Genomic DNA, 18,178 nt, shown 5'->3' with positions numbered 1-18,178 from the left:
ACTAGACACCTCTCACCTTTTGAGGGCCTGGAGTTCATTCTCCAGGCCCTTTTTTTTAACTCTTTTGCAGGAAAAAAGACTTCTGTGGGAGCGAGCCTACTCGCGATGAGCAATAACGCGGAGCCTCTGATAAACCGCGGTGTCTGCATCGCGAGCAGGCTCGCTCCCACATGAGCCTGACCCGAAAAAGTCAGGTGTTTCAAAGCTTCGTTTTATCGCTTGCACCACAACTGTGCAGACGGGCGCCGCACTGATCGGTATAGTGCCGCCCCTCTTCGCGTGAGCGGTCGTCGGTAACGAGGCCATAACCCATGCGGAACCCGAACTAATAACAAACCCGCGATTTGCATCCGGGACGAACATCGCCCCATCCGTTGTGCCGTGCACAGGCCGGTGTAACGCGATGTTTCGAACCGCCAACAATCGCCTACACAAAAAACAGCGAGGAATACTCCATGCTCGAAGTCATCAACGACTTCCTCTCAGGGAAAGTACTGATCGTGCTCATTGTCGGGCTCGGTAGCTACTTCACGATCCGCTCGCGTTTCGTCCAATTGCGTCACTTCCTTCACATGTTCTCGGTCTTCAAGGACAGCCTGCGTAGTAGCAGCGAGCAACTCAGCTCGTTCCAGGCCCTGATGCTGAGCCTCGCCGGCCGAGTCGGTGCAGGCAACATCGCGGGTGTCGGCATCGCCGTGACCCTCGGTGGCCCGGGCGCAGTGTTCTGGATGTGGGTAACCGCACTGGTCGGCATGTCCAGCAGCTTCTTCGAATGCTCCCTCGGCCAGCTCTACAAGCGCTGCGACTCCGAAGGCCAGTACCGTGGCGGCCCGTCCTACTACATCCAGCACGGCCTGCAGAAGCGCTGGTTGGGCATGATCATGGCATTCCTGTTGCTGGTGACCTTCGGGTTCGCCTTCAACGGTCTGCAATCCCATGCCGTGACCCACTCGCTCAATAACGCCTTCGGCCTGAACACCACCTACACCGGCCTGGGCCTTGCGGTGCTGTTGGGCCTGGTGTTTATCGGCGGGATCAAGCGGATCGCCAAAGTGGCCGACCTGCTGGTACCGGTGAAGACCCTGGTCTACATCGGCGTGACCATCTACGTGATCGTGCTGCAATTCGACCATGTGCCGGGCATGCTGGTGACCATCGTCAAGAGCGCATTCGGTCTGGACCAGGCCTTCGGCGGCCTGATCGGCAGCGCCATCGTCATGGGCGTGAAGCGCGGCGTGTTCGCCAACGAAGCCGGCCTGGGCAGTGCGCCTAACGTTGCAGCCGTGGCTTCGGTCGAGCACCCGGTCGCACAAGGCGTGGTTCAGGCGTTCAGCGTGTTCCTCGACACCTTCGTGATCTGCACCTGCACTGCATTGCTGATCTTGCTGTCGGGCTTCTACACACCAGGCTTCGAAGGCGACGGCATTGCCCTGACCCAGAACTCCCTGGCTGCCGTAGTCGGTGATTGGGGCCGGATGTTCATCAGCGTAGCGCTGGCGTTGTTCGTGTTCACCTCGATCCTCTACAACTACTACCTGGGCGAGAGCAACCTGCGTTTCCTGGTCGGTGAAAACCGCAAGGTGCTGATCGGCTACCGCGCAATGGTGCTGGCGTTGATCTTCTGGGGTGCCATCGAAAACCTGAGCACCGTGTTCGCCTTCGCCGACATCACCATGACCATGCTCGCGTTCGTGAACCTGATCGCCTTGTTCCTGCTGTTCAACGTTGGCATGCGCATCCTGAATGACTACGACGCTCAACGCCGCGCCGGGATCAAGACCCCAGTGTTCGACTCCAGCAAATTCCCGGACCTGGACCTGGACCTCAAAGCCTGGCCAGCCAACCCGCCAGCCGCCGCTCCGAAAGCCGAAGCCGAGCCGCAGGGCGTGACCAGTCGACATAGTGGTGTCTGACATGCCGCTATCGCGAGCAGGCTCGCTCCCACAGTCATCTCTTGCGGAGACCACCTGATGATTTCCAATTCCTACCCTGCTGCGCAGCATGTCATGGTGCTCTACACCGGTGGCACCATTGGCATGCAAGCCAGCGCCAACGGTCTGGCCCCCGCGTCCGGTTTCGAAGCCCGGATGCGCGACTACCTGCATAGCCAGCCTGATCTGGTGGTGCCGAACTGGCGCTTCCGAGAAATGACCCCGCTGATCGACAGCGCCAACATGACCCCGGCCTACTGGCAGCGCCTGCGCGACGCGGTCATCGAAGCGGTCGACGTCGACGGCTGCGACAGCGTGCTGATCCTGCACGGCACCGACACCCTGGCCTACAGCGCCGCCGCCATGAGCTTCCAATTGCTCGGCCTGCACGCACGGGTGCTGTTTACCGGCTCCATGCTGCCGGCCGGTGTGCCTGACAGCGATGCCTGGGAAAACCTCAGCGGTGCACTGGTCGCCCTCGGCCAAGGCCTGGCACCGGGCGTGCAGTTGTACTTCCACGGCGAGCTGCTGGACCCGACCCGTTGCGCGAAGATTCGCAGCTTCGGCCGGCACCCGTTTGCTCGTTTGAAACGCCAGGGCGCAGGCGTCAAAGCACCTGTTCTGCCGGCAGCGCTTGAGTACCGTCGGCCCAAGCAACTGGCCAAGGTCGGCGTGCTGCCACTGTTCCCCGGCATCGGCGCGCAGCAGCTCGATGGTGTGCTGAACAGCGGCATCCAGGGGCTGGTGCTGGAATGCTTCGGCAGCGGCACCGGGCCGAGCGATAACCCTGAGTTCCTCGCCAGCCTCGCGCGTGCGCGGGATCAGGGGATCGTGGTGGTCGCGATCACCCAGTGCCATGAAGGCGGGATTGAACTGGATGTCTACGAGGCCGGCAGTCGCTTGCGTGGCGTGGGCGTGTTGTCCGGCGGCGGCATGACCCGTGAAGCGGCGTTTGGCAAATTGCATGCGCTGTTGGGTGCAGACCTGGATACGGCAGAGGTTCGGCGGTTCGTTGAGCTGGACCTCTGCGGCGAACTGATCTGACACCACACAAAACCTGTGGGAGCGGGCTTGCTCGCGAATACGGTGGCACATCCAACATTGATGTGACTGACACTCCGCTTTCGCGAGCAAGCCCGCTCCCACAGGATTGTGGCTCGGCATACAACTTGCTCCCCTTTCCGGCACTCTCACGCCGGAATCGCCCATGCTCCACTCCCACCTCACCACCCTCAACGCCGTTTCCCTGGTGCTCAACGCCTTCAAGGCCGACGGGCTTTCAAGTGAGGCGCTGCTGGCCGGCAGCGGCATCAGCGCGGCGGATCTGAGCCGCGCCGACACCCGAATCACCACCAACCAGGAAATGCAGGTCTGTGCCAACGCGGTCGCGCTCAAGCGTGACATTGGCCTGGAACTGGGCCGGCGGATGCACGTTTCGTCCTACGGCATACTCGGTTATGCCCTGCTCACCAGTGCCACCTTCGGTGACGCTTTGCGCCTGGCGCTGCGCTATCCGGCGCTGTTGGGAACACTGTTCGAGCTGAGCCTTGAGGAAGATGGCGAGCGAATCTGGTTCGCCGCCGCCGACTACCGGGAAAATCCGGCACTGGCGGTGTTCAACGCCGAGTTCTGCCTGGTCTCGCTGAAAGTCATCTGCGACGACCTGCTCGGTCATCCCCTGCCGCTGCTGGGTGCCCGTTTCGAACATTCGGCACCGGATTATCAGGCCAGCTATGCGACGCACTTTGATTGCTCCCTGCGCTTCGACAGCTCCGATAACGCCTTCGCCTTCGACAAACACTGGCTGGACCAGCCCTTGCCGCTGGCCGACAGCATCACCCATCAGGCCATGGCCGAACGCTGTCGCAAGCAGAACACCGAATTCACCGGCCGCCAGGCGTGGCTGGGGCGGATCCGCCAACTGCTCACCGCTCAACTCGACGCCGCGCCAGGCCTGGAAGGCCTGGCCGAACAGATGAACTGCTCGGCGCGGACTCTGCGTCGGCACCTGAAGGATCTGGGGTGCAGCTATCAGGAATTGCTCGACGAACTGCGCTTTGAGCGGGCCAAGCAGATGCTGTACGAAGATCAACTGCCGATCTATCGCATCGCCGAGGCGCTGGGCTTCAGCGAGACTGCAAGCTTCCGCCATGCGTTTGTGCGCTGGAGCGGCGTGGCGCCGAGCCAGTTCAGGCCTTGAGTGCTGTGGTTTCCTGGCCACCGTCATCGCGAGCAGGCTCGCTCCCACAGAGGATTTGCGTTGATCACAGATCCAATGTGGGAGCGAGCCTGCTCGCGATAGCGCCCTCAAGAACACTCGGAATCCCGCAGACAGCTCAGCATTCCATGCCCTGAGCCGGGGCACACTCGCGCCAATAAGGGGCGAATTTCGGTCATAGGTTTTGGCCATATTGATCCCCTTTTGGCCTTTCCTGCCGTTCTCTGAATTGCCGCACGCCGCAAGACTGTGTTCAACCGAATCAGCCTGCGGAGAACAAGAAAATGCTGACGATCTACTCGGACGATCACCACCTGCACCACGGACGCTGCGAATTGATGGACGGGCAACTGATGCCCTGCTTCGAAATGCCCTCGCGCGCCGACCACGTTCTGGCACGCGTTCAATCCCGCAACCTGGGGCCGGTGCAAGCGCCGCAGGATTTTGGCCTGGGGCCGATCCAGCGCATCCACAGCGACGACTACCTGACCTTCTTCAAAGGCGCCTGGCAGCGCTGGACCGAGTTCGAACGCGACGGCGATTTGCTGCCGTACACCTGGCCGGCACGCACCCTGCGCACGGTCATCCCGAAAAGCCTGCACGGCCAACTCGGCTATTACAGCTTCGACGGCGGCGCACCGATCACCGCCGGCACCTGGCAAGCAGCGTATAGCGCAGCGCAAGTGGCGCTGACCGCCCAGGCCGCGATTCAACGCGGCGCCCGCAGTGCGTTTGCCCTGTGCCGTCCACCGGGACATCACGCTGCCTGCGACTTGATGGGCGGTTATTGCTACCTCAACAACGCCGCCATCGCCGCCCAGGCATTCCTCGATCAAGGCCACCAGAAAGTCGCGATCCTCGACGTCGACTACCACCACGGCAACGGCACCCAATCGATTTTCTATCAGCGCAGCGATGTGCTGTTCACCTCGATCCACGGCCACCCGGAAGCTGAATTTCCATTCTTCCTCGGTTACGAAGACGAGCGCGGCGAAGGCGCAGGAGAAGGTTTCAACTTCAACTACCCGCTGCCCGCAGGTTCCGGCTGGGACACCTGGAGTGCGGCGCTGGAGCAGGCCTGCAAAGAGATCGAACGCTACGGCGCCGACATCGTGGTCGTGTCCCTGGGCGTGGACACCTTCAAGGACGATCCGATCTCCCAGTTCAAGCTCGACAGCCCGGATTACCTGGCGATGGGCGAACGCATCGGCGCCCTTGGCAAGCCGACCCTGTTCGTGATGGAAGGCGGCTACGCGGTGGAAGAAATCGGCATCAATGCCGTGAACGTTCTCGAAGGTTTCAAAAGCGCCCAATGAGGAATTAGAACAATGAATCAACTCAAGCGTTTTATCATCCCGGCTCTGTGCACAGCAGTTCTCAGCACTGCTGTGCATGCCGAAGAGCGCACCTTGCGGGTCTACAACTGGTTCGACTACATCACCCCCAAAGCCCTGGAAGACTTCAAGGCCGAGAACACCAAGGTCAAACTGGTCTACGACATTTTCGACACCAACGAAGCGCTGGAAGCCAAACTGCTCACCGGCAACTCCGGTTACGACGTGGTGGTGCCGTCCAACGTGTTTCTCGCCAAGCAGATCGAAGCCGGGGTATTCCAGCCGCTGGACCGCAGCAAACTGCCGAACTGGAACCACCTCGATCCCAAGCTGATGAAGCTGATCGAAGCCAACGACCCAGGCAACAAATTCGCCGTGCCGTACATGTACGGCACCATCCTGATCGGCTTCAACCCGGACAAAGTCAAGGCCGCGCTGGGTACCAACGCACCGGTAGACAGCTGGGACCTGATCTTCAAGGAAGAGAACATCAGCAAACTCAAGCAGTGCGGCGTGGCCCTGCTCGACTCGCCGTCGGAGATCCTGCCGCTGGCCCTGCAGCACCTGGGCCTGGACCCGAACAGCAAAAAGCCTGCGGACTACGACAAGGCTGAAGCGTTGCTGATGAAGATTCGCCCGTACATCACCTACTTCCACTCGTCCAAGTACATGGCCGACATCGCCAACGGTGATATCTGTGTCGCCGTCGGTTACTCCGGCAGCTTCTCCCAGGCCGCCAACCGCGCCAAGGAAGCCAAGAACGGAGTGATCGTCGACATGCGGCTGCCGAAGGAAGGCGCGCCGATCTGGTTCGACATGCTTGCGATCCCGAAAGGGGCAAAAGACCCGGAAGACGCCTACACCTTCATGAACTACCTGTTGCAACCGAAAGTCATTGCGCCGGTCAGCGACTTTGTCGGTTATCCGAACCCGAACAAGGACGCTACGGAAATGGTTGACCCGGCGATCCGCACCAACCCGAACCTGTACCCGACCGAAGCGGCCATGAGCATGCTCTACACCCTGCAACCGTTGCCGCGCGATGCGGAACGGGCGCGGACCCGGGCCTGGACCAAGATCAAGTCCGGTACCTGAAACGCTCAATACGCTGAAACCGGAGACCCGCACTCGTGCGGGTCTTTTTGTGACGGAGACTCAACCCTTCAGGCATCAACGTCACCAGACCTTTTTCAACCGCCCGAGCGCTGCCTTGATCGCCTCCTCGGGCACCGCCGCGAAACCCAGCACCAGCCCGGCGCGCTGGTCTGGCGGGGTGCATGACTCCGGCAGCCAATAGCGGCTCAGGCCACTGATCTCGACATCGACACTCGCCGCGGCGTCGATCAATTCACGTTCACGGGCCTGAGAGTCGACCGCCACCGTCAAGTGCAGACCCGCCGCGACACCTGGCAGGCTGCCAACCCCTGGGATATCCACAGGCCAACCCGCCAACAGCGTGTTGCGCCGACTCAAGGCCGCGCGCCGCATACGGCGAATATGCCGCTGAAAATGCCCGGCAGCCATGAACTCGGCCATCACCGCCTGAGTGCTCACCTCGGAATGGCGCACATCCACCGCACGACGCTGGGCAAACGCCTCTACCAGGCCCATCGGCAACACCAGATAACCCAGGCGTAATGCCGGAAACGCGACTTTGCCGAAGGTGCCGACGTAAAGCACCCGGCCCTGTCGATCCAACGCCGCCAAGGGCGCCAGAGGGGCGCCGCTGTAGCGATACTCGCCGTCGTAGTCGTCCTCGATGATCCAGCCGTCAGTGCGTTCAGCCCAGGCGAGCAATTCCAGACGCCGCGCCAGGCTCATGATCACCCCGGTCGGATATTGATGAGACGGCGTGACGTAGGCCAATCGACAGTCGCTCACCTCAGCCAGTTCGGCACAATTGATGCCTTCGTTGTCCACCGAGACCCCATGCAAATGCGCCCCTGCTACGGCAAAGGCATGCCCAGCCGCGCGATAGCCGGGGTTTTCCACAGCCACCCCATCGCCGGGCTCCACCAGCAGCTGTGCACAAAGGCTAATCCCCTGCTGTGCGCCACTGGTGATCACAATTTGCTCAGCACTGCACTGCATGCCGCGCGCGCTGCGCAGATAGGCCGCGATCAATCCGCGCAAGCGTTCGTCACCTTCGGGCGCGCCGTAACACAGCTGCTGTAAATCCGGCTTGCGCCAGAAAGCCGCATTCAGCTTGGCCCAGACCTCGAACGGGAACAGGTCAAAGGCCGGTACACCGACCCGAAAAGCCCTCGGCGGACCACCCGCGGGCCTGGTCAAATGATGCTTCTCGATCCGCTCCAAAGCACCGCTGTGGATAACTTTACTGGATGTAATCACAGGTAAATCCAGCATTTTTGTGGATAACCCTGTGGGTAAGCCTGTTGATAACCCTGTGGATACTTTTGTGGATAATTTTCTCGCGGGCAACGCGGTTTGCGGCAATTGCGCCACGTAGGTGCCATCACCGACCCGCCCCTCGATGAAACCTTCGGCATAGAGCTGATCGTACGCACGGACCACGCTATTGCGCGAAATCGACAACGCCGCAGCCAGATCGCGGCTGGCAGGCAAGCGTGTGCCACTCACCAGCCGACCGTCGAGCACACGCAGGCGCAAGGCCTGATAGAGCTGACGACTCAAGCCCTGACGGCGATCGAGTTCGATACCCGCCGGGTTGAACGACAGGGACAGCAGCGGGTTGTTCATGGCAATGGAGCCTCGCTAATGGACCTACGAAATTGGCCGTTAATGGCTCTTACAACAGACCAATAGCCTGCCTAGGATAAAGGCATTCGCCAAGGAAAATATCCATGTATACCCCCAGCGCATTTGCCATCGAAGACCTTCCCGCCCTGCATCAGCAGATCCTCGACACACGCCTGGCCATCCTCGTCACTCACGGCGAGCAGGGTTTGCAGGCCAGCCATGTACCGCTGTTGTTCAGCCCGGAACAAGGGCCGAATGGCACTCTTTACGGCCACTTGGCCCGAGCCAATCCACAGTGGCAGGAGCTGGAAGCCGGGGCCGAGGCGCTGGTGATTTTTGCCGGGGCCGATGCTTACGTCAGCCCGTCGTACTACCCCAGCAAAGCGGACCATGGCAAAGTCGTGCCCACCTGGAACTATGTGGCGGTACACGCCTATGGCAACGCCGAAGTGTTCAGCGATGCTCATCGCCTGCGCAATGTGGTCAGCGCCCTGACTGATCTCCATGAGCGCGGCCGTGCCAAGCCATGGAAAGTCGACGATGCACCGCCCCACTACATTGATGGCATGCTCAAGGCCATCGTTGGCTTTGCCTTGCCGATCCAGCGCCTGGAAGGCAAGCGCAAGCTCAACCAGAACCGCAGTACCGCAGACATCGCCGGCGTGCGCGAAGGGCTGATCGCCAGCGCCAGCCCGCACGACCAGGCCCTCGCCCATTTGATGCCCAAGGAATGATCATGAGTCAAATCGAGATTCGCCGCGTTACCGCCGATGACCACGCAGCCTGGCTGCCGTTGTGGCAAGCCTACCTGCACTTCTACGACACCGAGCTGCCGGAGGCTGTCAGCCACAGCACCTGGCAACGGTTCCTCGACCCGAGCGAGCCGACTCACGCCGCCCTCGCCTGGGCCGATGGCAAAGCGGTGGGCATGGTGCATTTCATCTATCACCGCTCGAACTGGAGCATCGAAAACTCCTGCTACCTGCAAGACTTGCTGGTGACGCCCGAAACCCGTGGCACCGGCGTCGGACGCAAGCTGATCGAATTCGTCTACGCCACTGCCAAGGCGGACGGTTGCTGCAAGGTTCATTGGCTGACCCACGAAACCAACGCCACCGCGATCCAGCTCTACGAGCGCATCGCCGAACGCCCTGGTTTCATCCAGTTTCGCAAAGCCCTTTAAGGCTCAAGGAGAGCAATATGTCGACTTCACTCGCTGACTGGAAAGGCGCTCCAGCGCCCTCGGTTCAACTGATCGAAGGACGCTTCATTCGCCTGGAAAAACTCGACCCGGCGCGCCACGCCGACGGCTTGTTCAAAGCCCTGCAAGGCCCGGGCGCCGACCCGAAGCTGTGGGATTACTTGCCTTACGGCCCGTTCCCGGAACGCAGCGCGTTCAACGATTGGCTGAACAACCACGCCGCCAACAGCGACCCGTATTTCTTCTGCATCGTCGACCGCACCAGCGGCGATGTGCAGGGCATGCTCAGCCTGATGTCGATCGTCCCGGCCCACGGCCGCATTGAAATCGGCCACGTCACCTTTGGCGCAGCGATGCAGCGCTCACCGAAAAGCACCGAAGCGGTGTACCTGCTGGCCAAGGAATCGTTCGCCCTGGGCTACCGTCGCCTGGAGTGGAAGTGCAACAACGGCAACGCCCGCTCCAAATACGCCGCCGAACGCCTGGGTTTCAGCTTCGAAGGCGTGTTTCGCCAGCACATGGTGGTCAAGGGCCAGAACCGCGACACCGCGTGGTATTCGATCCTGGACTCGGAGTGGCCGGCGATTGGGGCGGGGTTTGAGAAGTGGCTGTCGGATGAGAACCAGACGGATTCGGGTCAGTTGAAAACCCTGGCTGAATGCCGCGCCTGATGACTGTTCCCACGCTCTGCGTGGGAATAATCTTTAGGCCAAATGCTGCGCCAACACCGCTATATGCTCCGGGCCAATCCCGCAGCAACCACCGAGATGGCTGGCGCCGCGCTTCTGCCAATCGGCCGCCCAATGCAGGTAACCAGGCGGATCGAGGTCCTCGCGCAACGGGTCCAGACCATCATTGGCCGTGGCCTCTTTCGGTTGCGGCGGGAAGGCGTTGGCGTACGCGCCGATGTGGACTTTCACACCCAAACGCTCGAAGGTTTCCCGCGCAGCATCAATCGCCGCACCGATTACTTCCGGCTGGCTGCAGTTGAACAGCAGCGTCTCGACCCCCAGCTCTGCGGCCACCGCAGCGGCATCGGCCACGGGTTCACCTGAACGCAAACGCGGTACTTCGTCCGTGTCTTCATCCTTCAGGGTAAACGACAACCAGAACGGCTTACCGTCCTTTGGCAAACCGGCATGAATAGCCCGTGCCTCGACAATCGAACTCTGGGTTTCAGCCAGCCACAGGTCGACATGAGGTGCCAGCCCCGTGACCAATGGCGTCAGCAACTCAGTCACCCGGGCAGCATCAAAAAGGTCCGGGCGATAGGAGCCGAACAGCGGCGGCAATGAACCCGCCACACGCACGGGCTGTTTAGCCGCGTCGGCTGCACGCCGTGCCAGCTCCCCCGCCAATGCGGCGAGCGCCTGACCTTCAGCTGCAAAACGTTCTTCACCGATATGAAACGGCACCACCGCGTAGCTGTTGCTGGTGATCACGTTTGCACCGTTTTCTATATAAGCCGTATGGACGGCCTCAACCGCTTGCGGTGCTTCGCTCAACGCCAGCGCGGACCACTCGGGCTGCCTGAACGGCGCGCCTCGGCGTTGCAGTTCACGACCCATACCGCCATCCAGAATTACCGTGCTTCCTGCGCTCATATGCTTTTTACTCATATGCTTATGAAAATAACTCACTATCAGAGTCGTTCTTATAACTATTAAATACGCACCATTCGGTTAATAACAACTCCTTTTTTAGTCAGGTACTGCCCGTGAAATTTCAACCGCTATTGGCCCTGGGCCTGACAATTCTCGCTGCCTCTTCCCAAGCCTTTGCCGGTGCCACGCTGGATCGTATCGAGCAGAAGAAAGAGTTGGTGGGCGTGCTGATGGAAAGCTATCCGCCGTTCTCGTTCCTCAACGATCAGAACCAGCTCGACGGTTTCGACGTCGACGTGGCCAAGGCCGTGGCGGACAAACTTGGCGTCAAACTGCGTCTCGAAACGCCGTCCTGGGACGTGATCGCTGCCGGGCGCTGGAGCGGTCGCTATGACATCTGCATCTGCTCCATGACCCCGAGCAAGGCCCGCGCCGAAGTCTTCGATTTCCCGGTGGAATACTACGCGTCGCCAGCCGTGATCGTGGTCAATGCCAAAGACGATCGCATCCATGGCGCCAAGGACCTGAGCGGCAAAAAAGTCGGCCTCACCAGCGCGTCCAGCTACGAAAGCTACCTGAACAAGAACCTGGTGATCGAAGGCGCTGAAGACACCCGATTGCAGTACCCGTTCGAGAACGTGCAGATCGCCCCGTATGACACCGACAACGTCGCCTTCCAGGACCTGAGCCTGGGCGCCGGCGTGCGACTGGATGCGGTCCTCACCAACCTTGTAACCGCACAACCGCGCCTGACTGAAGACAAACGCTTCAAGCTTGCCGGCGAGCCGCTGTACTCGGAACCCAACTCCGTGGCCATCGAAAAGGGTGACGCCCAGTGGGATGGCAAAGTGCGCGAAGTCTTTGCCCAGTTGAAACAGGACGGCACCTTGAGCAAGCTCTCGCAAAAATGGATCGGCGCCGATATCAGTAAATGACTTCTTTCCCCAAACCTCCTCAGCCGCCGCAACCGGCGGCTGAGTCATTGCTCAAACGTGTCTTTGGTTTTCGTACGCGCCTGTACCTGACCTGGGCGACGATGCTGGGTCTGTTCGCGAGTTTCTTCCTGAGCTTCGACCTGAAGTTTTCGATCATTCTCGACAAGCTGCCGAACCTGATCGGCCTGCATCTGGCGCCCAACGGCTTCTTGCAAGGCGCAGCGCTGACACTGTTCTTGTGCCTGTGCTCGATCGTCGCCTCGTCGCTGCTGGGCTTCATCACCGCCCTGGCACGGTTGTCGAAGAGTGCCGTGGCGTTCGGCATCGCCAGTTTCTACGCGTCGTTTTTTCGTGGCACACCGTTGCTGATTCAGATCCTGTTGATCTACCTCGGCCTGCCACAGTTGGGCATTGTCCCCGGCGCCATTGCCGCCGGGGTCATTGCGTTATCGCTGAATTACGGTGCGTACCTGAGCGAAATCTTCCGTGCCGGCATCGTCGGCGTACCCCACGGCCAGCGCGAAGCTTCCCTCGCGCTGGGGATGCGCGAGTCGGTGATCTTCTGGCGAGTCACCCTGCCACAGGCCATGCGCACCATCATTCCGCCCACCACCAACCAATTCATCTCGATGCTCAAGGATTCATCACTGATTTCGGTGATGGGCGTCTGGGAAGTGATGTTCCTGGCGCAGTCCTATGGCCGTTCCAGCTACCGCTACATCGAAATGCTGAGCACGGCAGCGATCATTTACTGGCTGTTGTCGATTGGTCTGGAGTTGATTCAGGCGCGGATGGAACGACATTACGGGAAGGCGTACAAGCAGCGGAGCTAAGGGTTCAGCTGATCGTGCGCCGAATCTTCACCACGCCCATTTGCATCCCGAATGGGCGGAATACGGCGTTAAGTGATTTGAGCGTCTGGTTCCCTTCTCCGTGCTCGATGTGCACCAGCGTACGCACGGATATTTTGCACATCTTTGCGAACTGGCTTTGGTGTAAACCGGTCACCTCAACTCGCAATTGGCGCACCGCTTCGCCGATAGCCAATGTGTCATTGGCTAACGCTTGCTGAATTCTTTCGATCAGCAGTGTTCGCTCTGCCACTGTCATGCTCATTGCAGCCCCCACTCCCTTAAACGCTGATCAAGATGTCGCAAAGCAATGCGAGGATGATTCATCGTCACCTCAGGCAGACCGCTTTCGGTCAGTATGTCCGGCAGCGCCCGCAAGCGATTGGCTTGCTCGCGCAACCGCTCGAAGACCACCTGCGAATCGACAATCCCCGTTAACGCAATACAGACGCCACGCCAATCGACATCCCCCGCCACCTCCAGATCCCGTGGCCATTTTGTGGTCCGGGTGATGCCTTCATCGTCCATGACCATCGGTGCCAGGTCGTAGATCGGCGCTAGTTCAAACGAATTGGCATGGCGGATGATCGCGGTGTTACGTCCATGGTTATCTGAGTTGCCGAGTATTTTGTTGAGCAGGTCACGACGCAGGTAGTCCACGACCAGATCCTCAATGTGCGTCGCTTGTCCAGTCGACCGCCAAAGGTCGGCAAGGAGCCGGATCACCTCCAAGTGATCCATGGGACTTCCCGGGGTAGTCACTCCGGCCAGCGAGTAAATCGACTCAACCGCCAGTCGCTCGACGCCCTGCTCACTTATACGACGGTCAAAACGCTGCATCCACAAACTGGGTTTTGTCGCCTCTTCCAAAGCCAGCCCTGCTGTGGCCACGGTGTCGATGCCAAGCATCTGCAGCGCCTTGTAGTAATGGAACTCGCTTCTGAGGATGTCTTTGTCGGTTTGTGTGCCTTGGTTACGAGCGAACTTCACAAACCAGTGCTGCGCCACTTCGGTGTCATCCAGCACTGCATCCGGATACAGCAGGCCTTCACGGTTTTCTGTCAGCAACAGCTTGGGCGCTTCACCACCTGCCCCCGTCGCACCACCAATGGCTGCACCTTGTTCGTAGGCATATTCCAGAAAGCGATTGTCGCGCGAGATCACGTCGTCACGCTGAAAGCCCACTGCCGGTCGGCTGCTCAGTGTTTCAAGCGACTCCTTGATCCGCATATTGCCAATGGGGGCCGGTGTACTGCGTGCCAGTAAAAACAGGTCGGCGCTAATGCCCTCCGGCTTGTCGCGACCAATGTGCGTCATGAGGAACCGTTTGGCTGCCCCTGCTGGCGCAATGTCGTGCAAGAACGCCGGAGCAGTTGAGGTTCGCTGCCCCTCCCAGGCTATCGGGACATTGGCGCTCACAGCCCCAGCGAAAGGACTTGGTATATCGTTGATATTGTCGACCAGATAACCCAATTCGTAGCCAAAATTGCACCGACTGGCGAAGCCTTGCTCCGGGTCATCAAAACTCAGGACCATGGCATCCTGCCATTCCCCAGCCGTATGAATTTGTAGTGTTAGCGTCAGCATTGCTTGCTCCTGCAATTTAATACATTTGCAAAGGCTTAAAACATGAGGTGATTGCAATATAGTGCATAAATTAAGTCCGCATACGGCAAAAATATGCATTTAAATGCATACAAAAGATAATTCCAGACAACTAGATGCATTAAATTGCGTTTTCGCGCGATTGAAGCCCACACATCAATCTGGAAAAAGCCTCTGCATGCTAGAAGCATGGCCTGATTGGACAGTGGCAGACGCGTTTCCGAGCCTTCGCCAATCGACACATCCGATAACGGCGTAAGGCAAAACGTCAGTGCATGGAGGCCAATGATCATATGGCCTGCTGGACGTGCCCATTGCTACAACCGAAGCTCCAGCGCCTTGCACAAGAGCCGGAAATCCCCGGCATCGGGGCATGTGCCCGTCCTTTTAGAGTTCGACCTCCCCAAGGAAGAGGTCGCATTCAATGCCCATTTTGCACACTCATCGTCCACACCATCTCGCTCTGGCAATCGCCCTCGTCTTCGGCTGCAGCGTAATGTCCCATGCTCAGCAAACAGAGCCCTCAGTCACCGAGACCAAGCCTCGTCCGGTCAAAGCCCGAAAACCTGCGAAACCCAAACCCGCCCCTCAGGACTCTGTCGGACAGCACTTACCCGACGTCCCCGTCACCACAGCAGTGGCGTTGATCACCCCCGATAACAGACAAGCCGCTCCTGTTCCTGATCCGCTGCTCGTCGAGGACATGATTGCCCCCAAAGAACCCTCGGCAAGTGAAGGATTGAGCGCTGCACTGACACCTGAACTCCCGGCGGAAGTGATGACCAATGCCCGCCAGGTGGCCAACAGCCTCGACTCCGATAAACCCGGCACAACACAAACGCCGAAGACGGTTGCGAACAATGCCGCCATCAATGCCCTGCTCACCAGCAACACCGCAACGGCCGCCATAGCGCTGGAGCAACTGGCCGGTTGGAGCAACGCCAACCTCGCCAATGCCACCTTGAGCAGTGTCCGGCCGGTCAGCGCGAGCATGCTTTCAACCCTGCGCGAGCTGAGCAACGACGCGAGCCCGCACGATCACTCCGCAACCGTTCACGATACCAATGGCAAGGTCTGGGTCCAGGCGCTGGGCAACTCCGCAACCCTCAATGACAAACAGGACGACAGCGCCCTTCGGCAACGCACTCACGGCGTTGTGGTGGGGGCCGACTGGTCGCTCGACAATGAATGGCGCGCGGGCTTGCTCGGTGGCAAGTCACAGACTCGCCTGGACGGGGTGCTGCTGGACGGCGATCTTGACAGCTGGCACCTCGGGGCCTATGCGCTGCGTCAAAGCGGCCCGCTGGCATTACGACTGGGGGCGACTTACAGCAGTCATGACGGAACCACCAAACGCAATATTGCCTTCGGTCGTTACCGCGACCAGCTCAAAGGCAGCTATGACGCCAGCAGCCAGCAGGTTTTCGCCGAAGTCGGTTACAACCTGAGCAGTAGCACCCTGCAGGTCGAGCCTTTCGCAAGCCTCGGATACGAGCGTTATCAACGCGACAGCTACCGGGAAAAAGGTGGGGATGCTGCGCTGAAAGTCGACAAACAAACCCAACGCAACTTCAACAGTATCTTTGGCCTGCGCCTGGCACACCGCAGCGACCTGGAAAACGGCATGCGCCTGACCCCGCGTATGAGCGCTGGCTGGAAGCACACCTACGGCAATGTCAGCAGCTATGTACTTCAGACTTTTTTGGCGGGTAGCGAGTCGTTCTACGTCGAAAGCATTCCACTGGATCGCAACAGCCTGACACTGGAAGCGGGGTTGGATCTGCGGGTCTCGAAGCAACACTCTCTAAGCATTGCCTACAACGGTGAGATGAGCAGCAACAGCCACGAAAACGGCGTGATGGGTCAGTGGCGGATGAACTTCTAACATCCACAAATCCGGGGCGAAAAAAAAGGGGGGCACATGCCCCCCCGAGGTAAAGCGTTGCAGTCGAGGCTGTTAAATCAGCCTTCGATCTCGATCAGGATTTCGCCAGGATTAACCCGGTCGCCCTTGGCTACGTGGATGGCAGTCACTTTGCCGGCGATGGCCGCTTGCACTTCGGTTTCCATCTTCATCGCTTCGGTGATCAGCACCGCCTGGCCGGCTTTCACGGTGTCGCCTTCCTTGACCAGCACATCGACGATGTTGCCCGGCATGGTGGTGCTGACGTGGCCCGGTGCGCTGGCTTGCTTGCGCTTGCTGCTGCCGCCGCTGACGAATTCGTTGAGTGGCTCGAACACCACTTCTTCCGGCATGCCGTCGATGGACAGGTAGAAGTGACGCTTGCCTTCGGACTTGACGCCCACACCGGTGATGTCGACGCGGTAGGTTTCACCGTGCACATCGATGACGAACTCGGTCGGCACGCCTTCGCCGCCCGCCGAGGTCACGCCACCGGCTTCCGGAATCGGCAACAGCACTTCCGGGGTCAGGGTGCCGGCTTCGCGTTCCTCGAGGAACTTGCGGCCGATGTCCGGGAACATCGCATAGGTCAGCACGTCTTCTTCAGACTTGGCCAACGCACCGATTTCGCCGCGCAGCTTGGTCATTTCCGGCTTGATCAAATCCGCCGGACGGACATCGATGACTTCTTCGCTGCCGATCGCCTGACGGCGCAGCTGCTCGTTAACAACACCCGGCGCTTTGCCGTAACCGCCTTGCAGGTAGAGCTTCACTTCGTTGGTGATGGTCTTGTAGCGCTCACCGGCCAACACGTTGAAGAACGCCTGAGTACCGACGATCTGCGACGTCGGGGTCACCAGCGGTGGGAAGCCGAGGTCTTCGCGAACCCGCGGGATTTCGGCCAATACTTCGCTCATGCGGTTCAGAGCGCCCTGCTCTTTCAACTGGTTGGCCAGGTTGGAAATCATCCCGCCCGGCACCTGGTTGACTTGCACGCGGGTGTCGACGGCGGTGAATTCGCTTTCGAACTGGTGGTACTTCTTGCGCACGGCGTAGAAGTACAACCCGATTTCCTGCAGCAGCTCCAGACTCAGGCCGGTGTCGAACTCGCTGCCTTTAAGGGCGGCGACCATCGACTCGGTGCCCGGGTGACTGGTGCCCCAGGCGAAGCTGGAGATCGCGGTGTCGATATTGTCGGCACCATTTTCGATGCCCTTGAGTTGGCACATCGCGGCCAGGCCAGCGGTATCGTGAGAGTGGATGAACACGGGCAGCGACTGCTCGCTTTTCAGTGCCTTGACCAGTTCGCCAGTGGCGTACGGGGTCAGCAGGCCGGCCATGTCCTTGATCGCCACGGAGTCGCAACCCATGGCTTCCATTTGCCTGGCTTGCTCCACGAACGCCTCGATGGTGTGCACCGGGCTGGTGGTGTAGGCGATGGTGCCCTGGGCGTGTTTGCCGGCCGCTTTCACCGCTTCGATGGCCACCCGCAGGTTACGCACGTCGTTCATCGCATCGAAGATACGGAAGACGTCGATGCCATTCACCGCCGCCTTGGCGACGAAGGCTTTGACCACGTCGTCGCTGTAGTGGCGATAACCCAACAGGTTCTGGCCACGCAGAAGCATTTGCAGACGAGTGTTAGGCAGCGCCGCACGCAGTTTGCGCAGACGCTCCCACGGATCTTCTTTCAGAAAGCGTACGCAGGCATCGAAGGTCGCGCCGCCCCAGACTTCCAGCGACCAGTAGCCAACTTTGTCGAGCTTGTCGCAGATCGGCAGCATGTCGTCGGTGCGCATGCGGGTCGCGAGCAGCGATTGGTGGGCGTCGCGCAGGATTGTGTCGGTTACGTGGATTTTCTTAGTCATTGGAATA

The 18,178-nt window shown here is 59.8% G+C and carries 16 protein-coding genes; 11 read left to right on the top strand and 5 right to left on the bottom strand.

From position 1 onward, the window contains the following. The first annotated feature begins 455 nt into the window (after nucleotides 1–455). The 5 genes from AC1DIH_RS12440 (at nucleotide 456) to AC1DIH_RS12420 (ending at nucleotide 6,578) form a co-directional block, all read left to right on the top strand. On the top strand, nucleotides 456–1,913 hold the full coding sequence (locus tag AC1DIH_RS12440; RefSeq protein ID WP_477771883.1) for an alanine/glycine:cation symporter family protein: 1,458 nt from the start codon (nucleotides 456–458) through the stop codon (nucleotides 1,911–1,913). A gap of 57 nt (nucleotides 1,914–1,970) precedes the next feature. Then, nucleotides 1,971–2,975 (top strand): asparaginase, encoded by a 1,005-nt coding sequence (locus tag AC1DIH_RS12435; protein ID WP_477771882.1) that lies wholly within the window; start codon nucleotides 1,971–1,973, stop codon nucleotides 2,973–2,975. Between the two features lie 163 nt (nucleotides 2,976–3,138). After that, entirely contained in the window at nucleotides 3,139–4,131 is a 993-nt protein-coding gene (locus tag AC1DIH_RS12430) for an AraC family transcriptional regulator (RefSeq protein ID WP_477771881.1), read from the top strand. A 302-nt stretch (nucleotides 4,132–4,433) separates the two neighbouring features. Further along, on the top strand, nucleotides 4,434–5,465 hold the full coding sequence (locus AC1DIH_RS12425) for a histone deacetylase family protein (RefSeq protein ID WP_477771880.1): 1,032 nt from the start codon (nucleotides 4,434–4,436) through the stop codon (nucleotides 5,463–5,465). Nucleotides 5,466–5,477: 12 nt separating this feature from the next. Then, nucleotides 5,478–6,578: a polyamine ABC transporter substrate-binding protein gene (locus tag AC1DIH_RS12420; RefSeq protein WP_477771879.1), complete on the top strand. Its 1,101-nt coding sequence runs from the start codon at nucleotides 5,478–5,480 to the stop codon at nucleotides 6,576–6,578. Nucleotides 6,579–6,659: 81 nt separating this feature from the next. Here the strand turns inward: AC1DIH_RS12420 and pdxR are convergent, their stop codons facing one another. Next, nucleotides 6,660–8,204, bottom strand: a complete 1,545-nt coding sequence (pdxR, locus tag AC1DIH_RS12415; protein ID WP_477771878.1) for a MocR-like pyridoxine biosynthesis transcription factor PdxR — start codon at nucleotides 8,202–8,204, stop codon at nucleotides 6,660–6,662. Nucleotides 8,205–8,308: 104 nt separating this feature from the next. Between pdxR and AC1DIH_RS12410 the strand changes: the two genes are divergently transcribed. Genes AC1DIH_RS12410 through AC1DIH_RS12400 form a run of 3 tightly spaced genes read left to right on the top strand, consistent with a single transcriptional unit; the run spans nucleotide 8,309 to nucleotide 10,076 of the window. Then, nucleotides 8,309–8,938: an FMN-binding negative transcriptional regulator gene (locus AC1DIH_RS12410; protein WP_477771877.1), complete on the top strand. Its 630-nt coding sequence runs from the start codon at nucleotides 8,309–8,311 to the stop codon at nucleotides 8,936–8,938. A gap of 2 nt (nucleotides 8,939–8,940) precedes the next feature. Then, the gene (locus AC1DIH_RS12405; RefSeq protein ID WP_477771876.1) at nucleotides 8,941–9,387 is read left to right on the top strand and encodes an N-acetyltransferase family protein; all 447 of its coding nucleotides are present in this window, start codon (nucleotides 8,941–8,943) and stop codon (nucleotides 9,385–9,387) included. Between the two features lie 17 nt (nucleotides 9,388–9,404). Next, nucleotides 9,405–10,076, top strand: a complete 672-nt coding sequence (locus AC1DIH_RS12400; protein ID WP_477771875.1) for a GNAT family N-acetyltransferase — start codon at nucleotides 9,405–9,407, stop codon at nucleotides 10,074–10,076. 33 nt (nucleotides 10,077–10,109) lie between these two features. On the opposite strand, the gene AC1DIH_RS12395 is transcribed toward AC1DIH_RS12400, so the two are convergent. Then, on the bottom strand, nucleotides 10,110–11,009 hold the full coding sequence (locus AC1DIH_RS12395; protein WP_477771874.1) for a homocysteine S-methyltransferase family protein: 900 nt from the start codon (nucleotides 11,007–11,009) through the stop codon (nucleotides 10,110–10,112). Between the two features lie 113 nt (nucleotides 11,010–11,122). Between AC1DIH_RS12395 and AC1DIH_RS12390 the strand changes: the two genes are divergently transcribed. Together AC1DIH_RS12390 and AC1DIH_RS12385 are read left to right on the top strand one after the other, a co-directional pair. Then, complete coding sequence (locus AC1DIH_RS12390; RefSeq protein WP_427532884.1) at nucleotides 11,123–11,944, top strand: ABC transporter substrate-binding protein; 822 nt, start codon at nucleotides 11,123–11,125, stop codon at nucleotides 11,942–11,944. Beyond that, a complete protein-coding gene (locus tag AC1DIH_RS12385) occupies nucleotides 11,941–12,777 on the top strand; it encodes an amino acid ABC transporter permease (protein WP_477771873.1) in 837 nt (278 codons plus the stop codon). Before AC1DIH_RS12390 ends, AC1DIH_RS12385 begins: the two co-directional genes overlap by 4 nt. A gap of 4 nt (nucleotides 12,778–12,781) precedes the next feature. Here AC1DIH_RS12385 and AC1DIH_RS12380 read toward each other — a convergent pair whose 3' ends face one another. Then, complete coding sequence (locus AC1DIH_RS12380) at nucleotides 12,782–13,060, bottom strand: helix-turn-helix domain-containing protein (RefSeq protein ID WP_477771872.1); 279 nt, start codon at nucleotides 13,058–13,060, stop codon at nucleotides 12,782–12,784. Further along, complete coding sequence (locus AC1DIH_RS12375; RefSeq protein WP_477771871.1) at nucleotides 13,057–14,382, bottom strand: HipA domain-containing protein; 1,326 nt, start codon at nucleotides 14,380–14,382, stop codon at nucleotides 13,057–13,059. The genes AC1DIH_RS12380 and AC1DIH_RS12375 overlap by 4 nt, the downstream gene beginning before the upstream one ends. 721 nt (nucleotides 14,383–15,103) lie before the next feature. Here AC1DIH_RS12375 and AC1DIH_RS12370 point away from each other — a divergent pair. Beyond that, nucleotides 15,104–16,285 (top strand): autotransporter outer membrane beta-barrel domain-containing protein, encoded by a 1,182-nt coding sequence (locus AC1DIH_RS12370; protein ID WP_477771870.1) that lies wholly within the window; start codon nucleotides 15,104–15,106, stop codon nucleotides 16,283–16,285. A 77-nt stretch (nucleotides 16,286–16,362) separates the two neighbouring features. Here AC1DIH_RS12370 and oadA read toward each other — a convergent pair whose 3' ends face one another. Then, nucleotides 16,363–18,171 (bottom strand): sodium-extruding oxaloacetate decarboxylase subunit alpha, encoded by a 1,809-nt coding sequence (gene oadA / locus AC1DIH_RS12365; protein WP_103314812.1) that lies wholly within the window; start codon nucleotides 18,169–18,171, stop codon nucleotides 16,363–16,365. Between the last annotated feature and the right edge of the window lie 7 nt (nucleotides 18,172–18,178).

The sequence above is a fragment of the Pseudomonas sp. 05N36 genome (assembly GCF_056397385.1).
Note: the sequence above shows the minus strand (reverse complement) of the source record. Positions and strands in the feature narration are given on the sequence as shown.

What these genes read in the sequence shown, in the direction of transcription:
- AC1DIH_RS12405 (WP_477771876.1), top strand. Translation starts at nt 8,941, where the DNA reads ATGAGTCAAATCGAGATTCGCCGCGTTACCGCCGATGACCACGCAGCC.
- pdxR (WP_477771878.1), bottom strand. Translation starts at nt 8,204, where the DNA reads ATGAACAACCCGCTGCTGTCCCTGTCGTTCAACCCGGCGGGTATCGAA.
- AC1DIH_RS12425 (WP_477771880.1), top strand. Translation starts at nt 4,434, where the DNA reads ATGCTGACGATCTACTCGGACGATCACCACCTGCACCACGGACGCTGC.
- AC1DIH_RS12400 (WP_477771875.1), top strand. Translation starts at nt 9,405, where the DNA reads ATGTCGACTTCACTCGCTGACTGGAAAGGCGCTCCAGCGCCCTCGGTT.
- AC1DIH_RS12430 (WP_477771881.1), top strand. Translation starts at nt 3,139, where the DNA reads ATGCTCCACTCCCACCTCACCACCCTCAACGCCGTTTCCCTGGTGCTC.
- oadA (WP_103314812.1), bottom strand. Translation starts at nt 18,171, where the DNA reads ATGACTAAGAAAATCCACGTAACCGACACAATCCTGCGCGACGCCCAC.
- AC1DIH_RS12380 (WP_477771872.1), bottom strand. Translation starts at nt 13,060, where the DNA reads ATGAGCATGACAGTGGCAGAGCGAACACTGCTGATCGAAAGAATTCAG.
- AC1DIH_RS12435 (WP_477771882.1), top strand. Translation starts at nt 1,971, where the DNA reads ATGATTTCCAATTCCTACCCTGCTGCGCAGCATGTCATGGTGCTCTAC.
- AC1DIH_RS12410 (WP_477771877.1), top strand. Translation starts at nt 8,309, where the DNA reads ATGTATACCCCCAGCGCATTTGCCATCGAAGACCTTCCCGCCCTGCAT.
- AC1DIH_RS12385 (WP_477771873.1), top strand. Translation starts at nt 11,941, where the DNA reads ATGACTTCTTTCCCCAAACCTCCTCAGCCGCCGCAACCGGCGGCTGAG.
- AC1DIH_RS12370 (WP_477771870.1), top strand. Translation starts at nt 15,104, where the DNA reads ATGATTGCCCCCAAAGAACCCTCGGCAAGTGAAGGATTGAGCGCTGCA.
- AC1DIH_RS12375 (WP_477771871.1), bottom strand. Translation starts at nt 14,382, where the DNA reads ATGCTGACGCTAACACTACAAATTCATACGGCTGGGGAATGGCAGGAT.
- AC1DIH_RS12395 (WP_477771874.1), bottom strand. Translation starts at nt 11,009, where the DNA reads ATGAGCGCAGGAAGCACGGTAATTCTGGATGGCGGTATGGGTCGTGAA.
- AC1DIH_RS12420 (WP_477771879.1), top strand. Translation starts at nt 5,478, where the DNA reads ATGAATCAACTCAAGCGTTTTATCATCCCGGCTCTGTGCACAGCAGTT.
- AC1DIH_RS12440 (WP_477771883.1), top strand. Translation starts at nt 456, where the DNA reads ATGCTCGAAGTCATCAACGACTTCCTCTCAGGGAAAGTACTGATCGTG.